This window comes from Streptomyces sp. NPDC025833 (genome assembly GCF_055558055.1).
Window position 1 is genome coordinate 139,251 of the sequence record NZ_JBVHNF010000015.1, and the last position, 12,622, is coordinate 151,872.

The window sequence follows — 12,622 nt, forward strand, 5'->3', positions numbered from 1 at the left end:
GCCGTGCCGCCGGGCCCGTCACGCCGTCCGTCCCGGCAGGGGGGTCCGGGCCGCCTGGTGGGCCTGCCACAGGACGACCAGGGCGAGCATGCCGCCGGAGACCGCGAGTCCCAGTTGCCCGGGGTCCGCGGGGCCCCCGCCGGGCAGCACGGCGGGGGCCAGCACCGCCGCCAGGGCGGCCCCCCGGTGCCGTACCGCGGTGCTGGGCGCGGCGGCGGCGATGAGGAACAGGCCCCACAGCACGTACCAGGGCCGGATCGCCGGGCCGCAGAGCGCGACCGTGAGCAGGCTCAGCCCCAGCGCGTACACCGGCCGGGGCCGCAGCCGCAGCCAGATCAGCAGGACGGCCACGGCGGTGACCGCGAGGCCGAACAGGTGCCAGGCCGGGACGGCCAGCGGGGCCAGCGAGCTGCCGGACCGGGTCAGCAGGGCGCCGGTGGCCCGGCCGAGCAGGCTGGTCAGCGCCCAGTTCTGCGGGGAGACGGGGGTGTCCAGGGCCCGGATCCAGCCGTAGCCCGTGCCGGCCGCGGCCGTGGCGGCCACGGTGGTCGCGGCGGCGGCCGCCGCCGTGGTCAGGACGGCGGGCAGCGGTGGGCGGCCGGAGCGGACCCGCAGGGCGACGACGGCCAGCAGGCCGAGCGCGGCCGGTGCCTTGACCAGGGCGGCCAGCGTGACGAGGACGGCGCCGACGGCGGGCCGGCGGCCGGCCGCGGCCAGGCCGAGCCCCAGCAGGCCGAGCATGAGGGCGTCGTTGTGGGCGCCCGCGACCAGGTGCAGCAGCACCAGCGGGTTCAGCGCGCCGAGCCACAGCGCCGCGGCCGGGTCGGTGCCGTTGAGCCGGGCGAGCCGGGGCAGCGCCGCCGCCATCAGGGCCACGCCGAGCAGGGCGACGGCACGCATGCCGAGCAGGCCGGCCGGCACATCGCCGCGGGTCAGCGCGGACAGCCCGGCGGCCAGGGCGAGGAAGGCGGGGCCGTACGGGGCGCCGGTGTGCCGCCACATGGGGGCGACCTCCTCGGCGAGCGGGCCGCCGAGCCGGGCCGGGCCGTCGGCGTAGACGTCCAGGTGGGAGTCGACCATGGCGCCTTGCGCGAGGTAGCTGTACACGTCCCGGCTGAACAGCGGTGGGGCGAGCAGCAGCGGGGCCGCCCAGACGGCCAGTACGAGCAGCAGGGCGCGCGGGGTGGGCGGCTGGGGGCCGCGCAGCAGGCGGCCCAGGAGCGTCCAGGCCGCGGTCAGCAGGACGACGCCGAAGTACACACCGACCAGGCCGAGCGCCGCCCGTGCCGAGGCGGGCGCCAGGAGGTCCCGGACGGGCAGGGCGCCGGCGCTCTCGCCGCCGAGCGCGAGGAACGCGGTGCCCGCCAGGCCGAGGACCTGGCAGCTGCGGAGATCGACGGGGAATGCCGTGGCCAACACCGGCCCAGCGTGGCAATGCCGGGTGACCGCCGGGCGACGCGCCCCGCACCCGCGGGCGGCCCGGACGTGTCCGGCGTGTGAGCGGCGGCCCGGGCCGCGTCAGAACACCGACAGTCCGGTGAGTGTGGTGAACCGGTCCAGCGCCGCGACGCCGGCCACCGAGTTGCCGCGTTCGTCCAGGCCCGGGCTCCACACGCACAGCGTGCACCGGCCCGGTACGACCGCGATGATCCCGCCGCCGACCCCGCTCTTGCCGGGCAGGCCCACCCGGTAGGCGAAGTCGCCGGCCGCGTCGTAGGTGCCGCAGGTCAGCATGACCGCGTTGACCTGCTTGGCCTGGCTGCGGCTGAGCAGCCGGCCGCCGTCGGCGCGGATGCCGTGCCGGGCCAGGAAGCCGGTGGCCAGGGCCAGATCGGCGCAGGATGCGGCGATGGAGCACTGCCGGAAGTACTGGTCGAGCAGGGCCGGCACGTCGTTGTCGATGTTGCCGTAGGACGCCATGAAGTGGGCGAGGGCCGCGTTGCGGTCGCCGTGGGCGGTCTCGGAGGCGGCGACCTCGCGGTCGAAGTCGAGGCCGGGGTTGCCGCTCTCGGCGCGCAGGAAGGCCAGCAGCTCGCCGGCCGCGTCCCCGGTACGGGTCTGGAGCCGGTCGGTGACGACGAGGGCGCCCGCGTTGATGAAGGGGTTGCGCGGGATGCCGTTCTCGTACTCCAGCTGGACCAGGGAGTTGAACGGGTTGCCGGAGGGCTCGCGCCCCACGTGCTCCCAGAGTTCGTCGCCCTCGCGCGCCAGGTCCAGGGCCAGGGTGAACACCTTGGTGATCGACTGGGTGGAGAACGGCTGGCGCCACTCCCCCACCCCGTACACGGTGCCGTCCAGCTCGGCGACGGCCATGCCGAAGCTGCGCGGGTCGCAGGCGGCGAGGGCCGGTATGTAGTCGGCGGGGCGGCCGCGCCCGGGGGTGCGGCTGATCTCCTCGGCGATGCGCTCCAGGACCGGCAGGAAGGCGAGGGACGACGTCATTGCCATGATCGCCATTGTGCCCCCTGACCGGATCCCGAGCGCACTCGGGCGAGCGTCGCCGCAGGTCAGGAGGCCGTAACGACACCGCCCCGCGACCCGGCGGCCTCCGGGTGCGGGAAGTGGGCCGGGCGCGGGCGGGCGCGTACCGAGGCGTCCGCACCCGGCCGGTGCACCCGGGGCCGGACGGCACGCGGGAGCCGGCGAGAGCGCGAGGGCCGAACGGCCGGCGGGAGCCGGACAGCGCGCCGGACGCACGCGGGAGCCGACAGGCCCACGAGGCGCCGGACTGCACGCGGGAGCCGGACGGCAGGCGCCGGGCCGGGCCGTGTGGCGCTACGCGCAGGCCGGCAGCGGCGCGGGGGCCAGTGCCTGCACCGGCCGCACGCAGCCCACCGGCTCCCCGCCGCCGAGCAGCGGTTCGCCCGCGAACGCGGTCAGCAGCGCGGGGTCCACGCCCGCGCGCGCGAGCGCCGCCGCGGCGACCGGTACGCGGGCCCGGTTCGCCCCGTCGGCGATCTTGACGGCGATGGCGCGGCCGTCGGGCAGCGCGGCCACCTGGACGCCCTCGAAGCCGTCCTTGGCGAGCAGCCCGGGCACGGCCCGCATGAGCGCGGCGACGTCCCGGCGGGCGCCGGAGGCCATCTCGGCGTGCTCGCGCATCGCGTCGGCGACCCGGGCCTCGGGGGTGCCGGGCGGGGCCGAGACGATCCGGGAGAGGGCGCGGGCGAGGCCGTGCAGGGAGATCGCGAAGAGCGGGGCGCCGCAGCCGTCGACGCTGACCCGGGCGATGCGCCGGCCGGTCAGGTCCTCGACGATCTCGGCGACGGCCTGCTGGAGCGGGTGCGCCGGGTCGAGGTAGTCGTCCAGGGACCAGCCGTTCAGCCGTGCGGTCCACAGCATGGCGGCGTGCTTGCCGGAGCAGTTGTGGGCCAGGCGGGAGGCCGGCCGGCCCTCGCGGATCCAGGCGTCGCGGACGGCCGGGTCGAACGGCAGGTCGGGCACGTTGCGCAGGTCGTCCTCGGTGAGGCCGGCGAGTTCGAGGATGCGCCGGGTGCCGGCGAGGTGGCGCTCCTCGCCGGAGTGGCTCGCGGCGGCCAGCGACAGCAGTTCGCCGTCGAGGGGCAGCCCGGCCCGCAGCATGGCGACGGCCTGGAGGGGCTTGACGGCCGAGCGCGGGTAGAAGGCCGCGTCGATGTCGCCGAGCTGGAACCGCACGGTGCCGTCCGCACCGAGGACGACGACGGAGCCGTGGTGGACGCCCTCGACGACACCGCCGCGTACGAGGTGGGCGACGGGGGCGTGGCGGGGGTCGCGGACGACGGGGGCGTCGGCGGGGAAACTGCTGTGCATCATTGCCTGCATCATGGGGTCGGGGTCGGCCGGAACGCGGGTCGCGCGTCGGCGCCGGTGGGTGTGCGGGTCGTACGGGTTCGGGCGCCGTACGGGCTCGGGGCCGGTACGGCGACGGCGGGCGGCGGACTCGGCACGGTGGTGCGTCCGGCGCCGGCGTCGTGACCGAGGGGCGGCGGGGGCGTTCGGCCGTCAGGGCGCCGGTCCGGTCAGTCCCGGCCCGCCGGGTCTCCCGGCCGGCGGGCGGCCGCGGGCCCCGGTCACGCCCCGGCCCGGGAGGAGGCCCGCACGATGTCGGTGAGGGTCGTCTCGACCCGGTCCAGGTGGTGGTTCATGGCCTGGACCGCGTCGTGCTCGGAGCCGTCGGCCAGCGCCTCGACGATCGCCCGGTGCTCGCGGTTGGACTGCTCCCGGCGCCCGCCCAGCTCGTTGAGGAAGGCCGACTGGCGCGCCAGCGCGTCGCGGATCTCCTCGATGACCCGGCGGAAGACCGGGTTCTGGGCGGCCTCGGCCACCGCGAGGTGGAAGCGGGTGTCCATGGCGACCCAGGCGGTGGTGTCCGTCTCCCGTTCCATGCGGTCCAGGAGGTGGTTCAGGTGGTCCAGGTTCTCCGGGGTGCGGCGCAGGGCCGCGTAGCCGGCGACCGGGATCTCGATGTGGCGGCGCACCTCCAGCAGGTCGCTGGCCGCGTAGTCGCCGAAGGTGGGGTCCTCGACGGTGGCGGCCACCACGAAGGTGCCCTTGCCGGTCCGGGAGACCGTCAGGCCCATCGTCTGCAGCGCGCGCAGCGCCTCGCGGAGCACGGGTCGGGAGACTTCGAGGGTGCGGCACAGCTCGGCCTCGGAGGGCAGCTTGTCCCCGATGGCGTACCGGCCGCTCTCGATGGCGCCGCGGAGGTGGCCGAGCACCGCTTCCATGGCGCTGACGCGCCGGGGCGCCGGACCACCTGTCTGGCTGTCTGACAGGTTCACGGGAGCGATCCTGGGGGGTGCGGGGCGGGGCTGTCAAGGCGGGCGGCGCGCGAACGGCGACGGGGTGCGGCGCCCGGGGCCCGGGCGCCGCACCCCGTGGGTGGTCGGGTGAGGGCTCAGCTCGCGAGCGTGCCGGTGGCGAGCAGCCCGAACAGGAGCACGCCGACGACGATCCGGTAGATCACGAAGGCGTTGAAGGAGTGCTTGGCGACGAACTTGAGCAGCCAGGCGATGGAGGCGTAGGCGACCACGAACGACACGACGGTGCCGACGGCCAGCGGGGCGGCGCCCACGCCCGCGCCGAGCGCGTCCTTCAGCTCGTAGAGGCCGGCGCCGGTCAGGGCCGGGATGCCGAGGAAGAACGACAGCCGGGTGGCGGCGACGCGGTCCAGGTCCAGGATGAGCGCGGTGGACATGGTGGCACCGGAACGCGAGAAGCCGGGCAGGAGCAGGGCGAGGATCTGGGAGCAGCCGACCCACATCGCGTCCTTGAAGGACGTGTCGTCCTCGCCGCGCTTGTGCCGTCCCATCTGGTCCGCGGCCCACATCACGCCGGAGCCGGCGATCAGCGAGCCGGCGACCACCCACAGCGAGGCGAGCGGGCCGTCGATCAGCGGCTTGGCGGCCAGGCCCACCACCACGATGGGGACGGTCGCGGCGATGACCCACCAGGCGAACTTGTAGTCGTGGTGGTAGCGCTCCTCGCGGTCGCCCAGGCCGCGGAACCAGGCGGTGACGATCCGCCTGATGTCCTTGGAGAAGTACACGAGCACGGCGGCGATGGCGCCGACCTGGATGACGGCGGAGAAGCCGACGACGGACTTGTCGTCGACGGGGATGTCCATGAGCCCCTCGGCGATCTTGAGGTGACCGGTGGAGGACACGGGGAGGAACTCGGTCACACCCTCGACGACTCCGAGGACGACGGCCTGACCGACGGAGATGGCGCTCATGGGATCCAGTTCTGGGAGGGGTTGGTCGACATTGCTGTAGACAGTACTTGCTGTTCCCGTGGCCGGACGGCAAGAACGGCTAGCCCCAGAGCGCTCCGGCGAGGAAGACGCCGGTGAACGCCGCCGCGAGTCCCGCCACCAGGCTCCCCACGACGTTCGCGGCGGCGTAGAGGCCGGCGCCGGCCTCGGTCAGCCGCAGGGTCTCGTACGAGAAGGTCGAGTACGTGGTCAGCGCGCCGCACAGCCCGGTTCCCAGCAGCAGCCGCAGCTCGGGCCCGGCGGCCCCGGCCGCGACGGCGCCGGTCAGCAGGCCGAGGACCAGGCAGCCGACCACGTTCACCACGAAGGTGCCCCAGGGGAGGACGGAGTCGTGGCGGGCCTGCACGGCGCGGTCCGTGAGGTAGCGCAGGGGCGCGCCGACCACGGCTCCCGCGACGACCAGCAACCAGTTCACAACGACTTCTCACCTTTTGGGTCCGTCTCGTCCGGACCGGGGGCGTGTCCGCCGTACCGGACGATCTCGCAGTCCTCCAGGGTCACCAGCCCCTCGCCGATCACCTCGTCGAGCCGCGGCAGGAACGCCCGCACCCGCTCCTCGGTGTCCACGACGACCACCGCGACCGGCAGGTCCTCGCTCAGCGAGAGCAGGCGGGAGGTGTGGATGCGGGAGGAGGCGCCGAAGCCCTCGATGCCCCGGAAGACGCTGGCGCCGGCGAGTCCGGCGGCGTGCGCGCGGTGCACGATCTCGCAGTAGAGGGGCCTGTGGTGCCAGGTCTCGTTCTCGCGGACGTAGGCGGTCAGCCGCAGGCCGCGGCCGGTGGATGACGTCATCGCTGTCTCCCGGTGCAGACCCGGCGGGTGGCGGCCGAGGCCAGCCACACCGCCGCGAGGGCCGCGCACAGTGTCGCGGCCAGGTATACGGCTCCCAGGCCGGGGCGGCCGGCGCCGGTCAGGCCCCGGACGTCCACCGCGTAGGTGGAGAACGTGGTGAATCCGCCGAGGACGCCGGTGCCGAGGAACGGCCGCAGCAGCCGGTGGGCGGCCCACACCTCGGTGATCAGCACCATGAGGACGCCCATGGCCGCGCAGCCGGAGACGTTGGTCCAGAAAGTCGCCCAGGGGAAGCCGCCGGAGGGCGTGGGCAGCGCGAGCGTGAGCGCGTAGCGCGCGACGGCGCCGAGCGCGCCGCCGACGGCCACGACGGCGACCACCGGCGCCTGGGCGCGCCACTCGGTGCGGCGGCGGACCGCGGGACGGGCGCCGCGCGTCTCCGTTTCCGGGGCTGTCATGCCTGGTACGTCTCCTGTCGGGCGCTGCCCCTGCGGGTGATCACGGCCGGGACCAGGGTACCGCCGGGTCGGCGGACGGCGGGGGCGCGCAGACCGCCGTCCCCCGTCCCCGGATGCTGCCGAGCACCAGGTGGCCGCCGGTCACGCAGACGCCGGTGACCATCCGGAACCCGGACCGGCGGCGGGTGAGGTGGCGCACGGTGCGGCCCCGGTCGTCGACGGCGAGCACGCCGGTGGTGCCGCTCGGCCGGTATGGCGCGCACGGCGGCGCGGGTGGCACCGCGGCGGACGGAAGGCGGGGCGGCGGACGGTCGGCGGGGCGCGGTGCGGCAGGTCCAGCGCCGGCACCCGCGGACCGGCCAGGGCGACTCGGACGGGTCCGGCCGGCCCTTCCCGCCATATGCCGTCCGGCATGCCGGGCAGGACGGCGAAGGGTTCGGCGCGGCCGGCCCCGTCCGTCCGCGGCCGTCCGCGCACCGGCGGCCGTCGTCCGGCGGCGGACGGGCGTGCGCCGGGCGTGGGGCGCGACGGACGGGTGTGCGCCGCGCGTGGGGCGCGACCGGTCAGGATTCGAGAAGCCGTCGCGGGGCCCCCGGCCCTAGCGTGGGGGCACCGGCGGGAGCCGCCGGTCCACGCGTGGAGAAGGAGTGAGTGCCATGACCGCCGGCCTGCGGACGATCGTCTACCCGGTGAAGGACCTGGAGCGCGCCAAGGCCCTGTTCGGGGCCCTGCTGGACGTCGAGCCGTACGCGGACGAGCCGTACTACGTGGGCTACAAGGCCGCCGGCCAGGACGTCGGCCTGGACCCGAGCGGGCACGCGAAGGGCATGACCGGCCCGGTGCCGTACTGGCACGTCACGGATCTGCGGCAGCGTCTCGCGGCGCTGGTGGAGGCGGGCGCGGAACTGCTCCAGGACGCCCAGGACGTCGGCGGCGGCCGGCTGATCGCCTCCGTGAAGGACGCGGACGGGAACCTCGTCGGACTGCTCCAGGACACGGCCGTCTGACGGTCCCGGGGGCACCCGCACGACAAGTTAGTTGCACGCTCAACGAATGTCCGGATCGGTGCTACGGTGCGGGTATGGCAGTCACCACGGCCGACACCCGGCTCGAAGAACACTGGCGGGGGATCCTCGCGGTGCACGCGCGCACGATGTGCGAGATCGACCGTGTCCTGCATCCGCACGGGCTGGGTGCCAGCGACTTCGAGGTGCTGGACATCCTGGCGACGGAGCGGCCCGAGCACGGTGAGCAGTGCCGGGTGCAGAACCTCGTCGGCCGCGTCCACCTCAGCCAGAGCGCGCTGTCCCGGCTGATCGGCCGGCTGGAGAAGGACGGCCTGGTGGAGCGGTCGGTGTGCGCGGAGGACCGCCGCGGGGTGTGGGTCGCGCTCACCCCCAAGGGCCGCTCGCTGCACGCGGAGGTGCTGCCGATCCAACGCGCGGTGCTGCGCCGGATGCTGGCGGGAGAGTCCTAGAGCAGCAGTTCGGCGCCGTCCGGCAGGACTTCGGCGCCGTGCTCCGCCAGGCGTTCGCGCGCGGGTGAGGCCGGGTCGAGCAGCGGGTCGGTGTCGCCGAGGTGGGTGCAGACGCGGCGCGCGCCGGGACGGCGGGCCGGCCGGGCGGGGCCGCCGTGCCGGCCGGAGACCGCCAGGTGGCCCGCGGCGGCCGGAGGAGCACCGGACCGGACCGTGGGGCCTCTCTCGTCGGCGGCCTCGTCGGTGGTGAAGAGGGTGCTGTCCAGCAGCGCGCAGTCCGCCTCGGCGCACAGTTCGTCCAGCACAGGACTCCACGCGCCCACGCGGGGCGCGTACACCAGCACTCCCCCGCTGGCCAGGTCCTCGACGCGGTACGCCGTCGTCCAGGGGCCCGCGGTCAGGGGCGAGCGCACGGGCACGTACGCCGGGGCCTCGCCGCCCACCGGGTGGGCGGTGACGACCAGTCCGCCGGCCAGCACGAAGCCGCCGTCGGCCAGGCTGTCGGCCCACTCCCAGGGCGCGTAGCGGTCCAGCGCGGCGCGGGCGGAACCGAGCAGGGCGCGCACCGGTGGCGCGGCGTACACCTTCAGACCGGGCGCGCCGCGCAGTTCGGTCAGCCCGGACACATGGCCGGGCTCGGCGTCGGTGAGCAGCACCCCGCGCAGCGGGGTGTCCCGGGGGCCGGGCCCCGGCCACAGGGCGGGGGTGGCGGCGAGCTGCGTCCGCAGATCGGGAGAGGCGTTGAGCAGCCACCAGTCACGGCCGTTGCCCGTGAGCGCGGCGCATTCCCGGGTCCGGGCGGGCAGCTTGCCGTCGCGCGCCGCGCAGCACAGCGCGCACGCGCAGTTCCATCGCGGGAAGCCGCCCCCGGCGGCGGTGCCCAGCAGGACGACCTTCACGGCCATCGGCTCCTTCACCCTCACCCGGACGCGCCCTCCGCAGGGATCTTCCCTTGCCGACGGCCGGACTACCCGGAGCCGGGGGGCAGTTCCGGCCGTCCTTTGGCGCGCCCGCGATCACCGCGAGGCGCGCGGCGGGGAAGCCTCGGGGCCCGGGTGCGGGTCAGCGGGCCAGCAGGGTGCGCACCCCCTTGGAGGTGAGCGTGAGCGAGTGTGCGGAGCTGCCGTCGATGGCGAGGGAGATGTCGTCCTCGGGCCACTGGGCGGCGAGGGCGCCGAGCGGGATCAGGCGGTAGCGCGAGATGAAGGGCAGCAGTTCCGCCATCTCACCCTCCGTGGTGAACACCGGGACGACCGGGTCGCCTCCGGGCTGCTCCAGGAGGGGCAGGGCCACCGTCGTGGCGTCGGCGCCCTCCCCGTCCACCGCGTCGTCCGGCACCGGGACGAGTACGTCGCTGTGGGCGAGGGTGTCCAGGGCGCTCTGGTCCTCGGCGTTCACGGCCAGCGCGTCCAGCGCCTGCTGGGCCGGCGTGGGCAGGTCGTCGTGTGCGGGTGTCTCCATGGCTGGTCCCCAGGTAGCGGCTGTCTTACGGGCCCGCCCGGGCGGGCTGGTGCCCGGGCGGGCTCCCGGCACGCGTACCCGATGGGGTGGGGGGCATGCGTGGGGATCGGCGGGAGGTCCGGTGACGGTCACGGGAACGCCCCGGTCAGGACGGCCGGGGCGCCACGGGTGCCTGCGACGGGCCTGTCGGCCGCCGGGGCCGCCGTCGATCCGCGCCCGGTCGGCCCGACCCGGCCGGCCCGTTCTGCCTGTCCGGGCCCGGCCGGACCCGTCCGGTCGCCCTCATCGGTCGCACTCTTCGTGGATCGGGGTCCTCGGCTCCTCCCACAGGTGCTGGGACGGGCCGGACCTGCCGCCGGGCCGGACCATGTGGCCCGGTCGCGCGGTGCGGACCAGGTGGCCCGGTCGCGCGGTGCGGACCAGGTGGCCCGGTCGCGCGGTGCGGCGGCCGGGGTTCGCTTCCGGTTCCGGTTTGGGGCGGATTCCGGTTCCGGCTTGGCGGCGGATGCCGTCCGGCTTGGTGACGGATGCAGGTTCCGGTGCCGACTTCGGTGCCGATGCCGCCCGGACCGACCTGGTCACCTCCGCAGGGCCGCCGTACTCCGCGGCGGGCATGCGGCTCAGGGCCTCGACGACCTCGGCCGAGGCTCCCGCCCGCCGTGCGGCCGACACGAGCCGGTCCTTGGCGGCCGGATAGGTCACGCCCTCCAGCGCCTCCAGTACCTCGGAGACGCGGGCGTGTGCCGGACCCATGTCGCCTCCCTACATGTCTTACCCGTCCATGTGGTGCCCGTCCGTGCTTTCGTCCGTGGTCTCCTCGTCGAAGTCCTCGCCCTCCGCCTGGGAGGGAGTGGTGCGCGGGGGTTGTTCCGCCTCGGGGGCGTCGAACGGTTCGCCCTCGGCCTGGGATGGAGTGGTGTCGCTCATCGGGTTCCCTCTGTAGTGGTCCCGTGCCTGTTCCGAGGCTTCCGAGTACCCGTGCACCACGATGCCCACCGGCGGGCCGAAACCCTGAATCCGCACGCGCCCGCTGGGTACCTGACCAGTCCGGCGCAGCATGCGGCGCCGGCCGGAAAGCGTGACCATCTCACCGCCTGGAGGAGCCATGGCGGGTATCACCCCACCTGACCTGCAGAAAGCACTGTCCGGCGTCGAGTACCCGGCCGATTCCGAGCAGCTTCGGAAGGTAGCCGAGGGCAATCACGCGTCGAAGGAGATCACGGAGCGGATCTCCCACCTCGGGAAGAAGGAGTTCCAGAACCCCGCGGAGGTCAGCAAGGCCGTCTTCCAGAACGAGTGACGGCGACCGCCGCAGACGCGCGGCGGCCGGACGCCCCGGGCTCCGGCCGCCGTCGCATGCGTCCTCCGCTTCAACGACCGGCTCCGGCTCCGGCTCCGGTGAGGTGACATCCGTCACTGCCGACTTGGTACTAGGCGGGACGCTTAGTAGGTGGCGCATCCACGACATATGGGATTTGTCCGTCTTGCCGTCGGCGCGTCCGGTCGGTCGCGTACCGCCCGGACGACCGCACCGCGCCTTGCCGCATCGGTCGACAGAAGCGCCCTCCTGACGCGACGACAGCACATGGCAATCGTCGCGGTCGCGAAGTCGGCACGCGTCGACGAGTCTGGCAAGGCCCGGAAGCCCCTACGAAGGGAGATAGTGGGCGGGCCCTTTGCGCTCCGTGTGAGGGCGTCCTGAGAATGGGCGCTCCGCGATCACCGAGTGAGGTTGACGTATGGGCCAGCACCGCAAAACGAACCACTACCGGCGGGTTCTCATCACCGCCGTCGCCATCGGCACCGTAGGCGTGCCGTCCGTCGCCCTGGCCTGTTCCGACTGGCCGTACGGCACGCAGGACCCGGCGTCGGCCGCGGCACCGAGCGCGCCCGCGACGCAGTGGCAGGACACCCCAGGGCATCACCCCGGCAACGGGTACACCCCCGCCGCACCACAGAGCAGCGCCTCTCGCAGCGGCGATCCGCAGAGCAGCGTTCCGCAGAGCAGCGGCCCTCGGTCCGCCGTGCTCCGGACCGCCGCGCTCCGGAGCACCGCGCCGGCGCCCGCCGAACCGGCCGCTCCCCTGGTGACGGCCCACCCGGTCGCCAGGAAGAAGGCGACGGTCCAACGCGCCCGGCCGGCCATCGCGCCGGGCACCCCCGCGGCCGCCACCACGCCGACGGCGGCCACCGCACCGGCCACCACCCCGGCCGCCCCCGCCCCCACCGCGCCCTCCGCGACCCCTGCCGCGCCGAGCACCCAGGGATCCGCGACGACGGCGTCCGGGGTCACGGGGGAGATACTCCGGCTCGTCAACGCCGAGCGGGGTCAAGCCGGTTGCACGCCGCTGACACTGAACCCCACGCTGACCAAGGCGGCGCAGGACCACAGCGCGGACATGGCGGCCCATCAGAACATGTCCCACACCGGATCCGACGGATCGTCCCCGGGCGACCGCATCACGCGCGCCGGCTACACCTGGAGCAGTTACGGCGAGAACGTCGCCTACGGCTACAGCACGGCGCAGGAGGTCATGGCGGGCTGGATGGCCAGCCCGGGCCACCGGGCGAACATCCTCAACTGCGGTTTCAAGGAGATCGGCGTCGGGCTGGCGCAGCCCGGCGGCTACTGGACGCAGGACTTCGGCACGGCCCGGTGACCACCGGCGCCCGGGCGGG

General features: G+C 74.9%; 16 protein-coding genes and 1 pseudogene. 4 read left to right on the forward strand and 13 right to left on the reverse strand.

All coding sequences use genetic code 11. The annotated features are described in order from the left end of the window. Window positions 1-18 precede the first annotated feature (18 nt). The 9 genes and pseudogenes from mptB to ACZ4K2_RS26515 form a co-directional block, all read right to left on the reverse strand. Window positions 19-1,419: a polyprenol phosphomannose-dependent alpha 1,6 mannosyltransferase MptB gene (gene mptB / locus ACZ4K2_RS26475; protein WP_467476300.1), complete on the reverse strand. Its 1,401-nt coding sequence runs from the start codon at window positions 1,417-1,419 to the stop codon at window positions 19-21. Window positions 1,420-1,518: 99 nt separating this feature from the next. Further along, window positions 1,519-2,457 (reverse strand): glutaminase, encoded by a 939-nt coding sequence (locus ACZ4K2_RS26480; RefSeq protein WP_467476298.1) that lies wholly within the window; start codon window positions 2,455-2,457, stop codon window positions 1,519-1,521. A gap of 318 nt (window positions 2,458-2,775) precedes the next feature. Then, on the reverse strand, window positions 2,776-3,792 hold the full coding sequence (locus tag ACZ4K2_RS26485; RefSeq protein ID WP_467476587.1) for an asparaginase: 1,017 nt from the start codon (window positions 3,790-3,792) through the stop codon (window positions 2,776-2,778). Between the two features lie 260 nt (window positions 3,793-4,052). Continuing rightward, on the reverse strand, window positions 4,053-4,763 hold the full coding sequence (locus tag ACZ4K2_RS26490) for a FadR/GntR family transcriptional regulator (protein WP_467476296.1): 711 nt from the start codon (window positions 4,761-4,763) through the stop codon (window positions 4,053-4,055). Between the two features lie 116 nt (window positions 4,764-4,879). Further along, window positions 4,880-5,716 carry an undecaprenyl-diphosphate phosphatase gene (locus ACZ4K2_RS26495; RefSeq protein ID WP_467476294.1) on the reverse strand — a complete coding sequence of 279 codons (837 nt, stop codon included), beginning with the start codon at window positions 5,714-5,716 and terminating at the stop codon, window positions 4,880-4,882. Window positions 5,717-5,795: 79 nt separating this feature from the next. After that, a complete protein-coding gene (gene crcB / locus ACZ4K2_RS26500) occupies window positions 5,796-6,170 on the reverse strand; it encodes a fluoride efflux transporter CrcB (RefSeq protein ID WP_467476292.1) in 375 nt (124 codons plus the stop codon). Next, a complete protein-coding gene (locus ACZ4K2_RS26505; protein ID WP_467476289.1) occupies window positions 6,167-6,547 on the reverse strand; it encodes a DUF190 domain-containing protein in 381 nt (126 codons plus the stop codon). Before ACZ4K2_RS26505 ends, crcB (ACZ4K2_RS26500) begins: the two co-directional genes overlap by 4 nt. Continuing rightward, window positions 6,544-7,005 (reverse strand): fluoride efflux transporter CrcB, encoded by a 462-nt coding sequence (crcB, locus tag ACZ4K2_RS26510; RefSeq protein WP_467476287.1) that lies wholly within the window; start codon window positions 7,003-7,005, stop codon window positions 6,544-6,546. Before crcB (ACZ4K2_RS26510) ends, ACZ4K2_RS26505 begins: the two co-directional genes overlap by 4 nt. A 40-nt stretch (window positions 7,006-7,045) precedes the next feature. Next, a pseudogene (locus tag ACZ4K2_RS26515) lies at window positions 7,046-7,455 on the reverse strand (hypothetical protein); the annotation flags it as partial. Window positions 7,456-7,661: 206 nt separating this feature from the next. On the opposite strand from ACZ4K2_RS26515, the gene ACZ4K2_RS26520 reads away from it, so the two are divergent. Then, entirely contained in the window at window positions 7,662-8,012 is a 351-nt protein-coding gene (locus tag ACZ4K2_RS26520; protein ID WP_467476285.1) for a VOC family protein, read from the forward strand. Between the two features lie 74 nt (window positions 8,013-8,086). Next, window positions 8,087-8,482, forward strand: coding sequence for a MarR family winged helix-turn-helix transcriptional regulator (locus ACZ4K2_RS26525; RefSeq protein WP_467476284.1), 396 nt, complete (start codon window positions 8,087-8,089; stop codon window positions 8,480-8,482). Here the strand turns inward: ACZ4K2_RS26525 and pqqB are convergent. From pqqB to ACZ4K2_RS26545, 4 genes are all read right to left on the reverse strand, one after another. Next, a complete protein-coding gene (pqqB, locus tag ACZ4K2_RS26530) occupies window positions 8,479-9,387 on the reverse strand; it encodes a pyrroloquinoline quinone biosynthesis protein PqqB (RefSeq protein WP_467476282.1) in 909 nt (302 codons plus the stop codon). The genes ACZ4K2_RS26525 and pqqB overlap by 4 nt on opposite strands. Window positions 9,388-9,544: 157 nt before the next feature. Beyond that, on the reverse strand, window positions 9,545-9,943 hold the full coding sequence (locus ACZ4K2_RS26535; protein ID WP_467476279.1) for an SseB family protein: 399 nt from the start codon (window positions 9,941-9,943) through the stop codon (window positions 9,545-9,547). Window positions 9,944-10,225: 282 nt separating this feature from the next. After that, window positions 10,226-10,696, reverse strand: coding sequence for a DUF2795 domain-containing protein (locus tag ACZ4K2_RS26540; protein ID WP_467476277.1), 471 nt, complete (start codon window positions 10,694-10,696; stop codon window positions 10,226-10,228). Between the two features lie 18 nt (window positions 10,697-10,714). Further along, a complete protein-coding gene (locus ACZ4K2_RS26545) occupies window positions 10,715-10,870 on the reverse strand; it encodes a hypothetical protein (RefSeq protein WP_467476275.1) in 156 nt (51 codons plus the stop codon). Between the two features lie 178 nt (window positions 10,871-11,048). On the opposite strand from ACZ4K2_RS26545, the gene ACZ4K2_RS26550 reads away from it, so the two are divergent. Both ACZ4K2_RS26550 and ACZ4K2_RS26555 read left to right on the forward strand, forming a co-directional pair. Further along, on the forward strand, window positions 11,049-11,243 hold the full coding sequence (locus ACZ4K2_RS26550; RefSeq protein ID WP_467476272.1) for a DUF2795 domain-containing protein: 195 nt from the start codon (window positions 11,049-11,051) through the stop codon (window positions 11,241-11,243). Window positions 11,244-11,682: 439 nt separating this feature from the next. Then, window positions 11,683-12,603, forward strand: coding sequence for a CAP domain-containing protein (locus ACZ4K2_RS26555; RefSeq protein ID WP_467476268.1), 921 nt, complete (start codon window positions 11,683-11,685; stop codon window positions 12,601-12,603). The last annotated feature ends 19 nt before the right edge of the window (window positions 12,604-12,622 follow it).

Excerpts from the sequence above, each read along its gene's own strand:
- ACZ4K2_RS26535 (WP_467476279.1), bottom strand. The coding sequence starts at position 9,943 with ATGGAGACACCCGCACACGACGACCTGCCCACGCCGGCCCAGCAGGCG.
- ACZ4K2_RS26480 (WP_467476298.1), bottom strand. The coding sequence starts at position 2,457 with ATGGCGATCATGGCAATGACGTCGTCCCTCGCCTTCCTGCCGGTCCTG.
- ACZ4K2_RS26525 (WP_467476284.1), top strand. The coding sequence starts at position 8,087 with ATGGCAGTCACCACGGCCGACACCCGGCTCGAAGAACACTGGCGGGGG.
- ACZ4K2_RS26505 (WP_467476289.1), bottom strand. The coding sequence starts at position 6,547 with ATGACGTCATCCACCGGCCGCGGCCTGCGGCTGACCGCCTACGTCCGC.
- crcB (WP_467476287.1), bottom strand. The coding sequence starts at position 7,005 with ATGACAGCCCCGGAAACGGAGACGCGCGGCGCCCGTCCCGCGGTCCGC.
- pqqB (WP_467476282.1), bottom strand. The coding sequence starts at position 9,387 with ATGGCCGTGAAGGTCGTCCTGCTGGGCACCGCCGCCGGGGGCGGCTTC.
- ACZ4K2_RS26485 (WP_467476587.1), bottom strand. The coding sequence starts at position 3,792 with ATGCACAGCAGTTTCCCCGCCGACGCCCCCGTCGTCCGCGACCCCCGC.
- ACZ4K2_RS26550 (WP_467476272.1), top strand. The coding sequence starts at position 11,049 with ATGGCGGGTATCACCCCACCTGACCTGCAGAAAGCACTGTCCGGCGTC.
- ACZ4K2_RS26555 (WP_467476268.1), top strand. The coding sequence starts at position 11,683 with ATGGGCCAGCACCGCAAAACGAACCACTACCGGCGGGTTCTCATCACC.
- ACZ4K2_RS26545 (WP_467476275.1), bottom strand. The coding sequence starts at position 10,870 with ATGAGCGACACCACTCCATCCCAGGCCGAGGGCGAACCGTTCGACGCC.
- ACZ4K2_RS26495 (WP_467476294.1), bottom strand. The coding sequence starts at position 5,716 with ATGAGCGCCATCTCCGTCGGTCAGGCCGTCGTCCTCGGAGTCGTCGAG.
- ACZ4K2_RS26520 (WP_467476285.1), top strand. The coding sequence starts at position 7,662 with ATGACCGCCGGCCTGCGGACGATCGTCTACCCGGTGAAGGACCTGGAG.
- ACZ4K2_RS26540 (WP_467476277.1), bottom strand. The coding sequence starts at position 10,696 with ATGGGTCCGGCACACGCCCGCGTCTCCGAGGTACTGGAGGCGCTGGAG.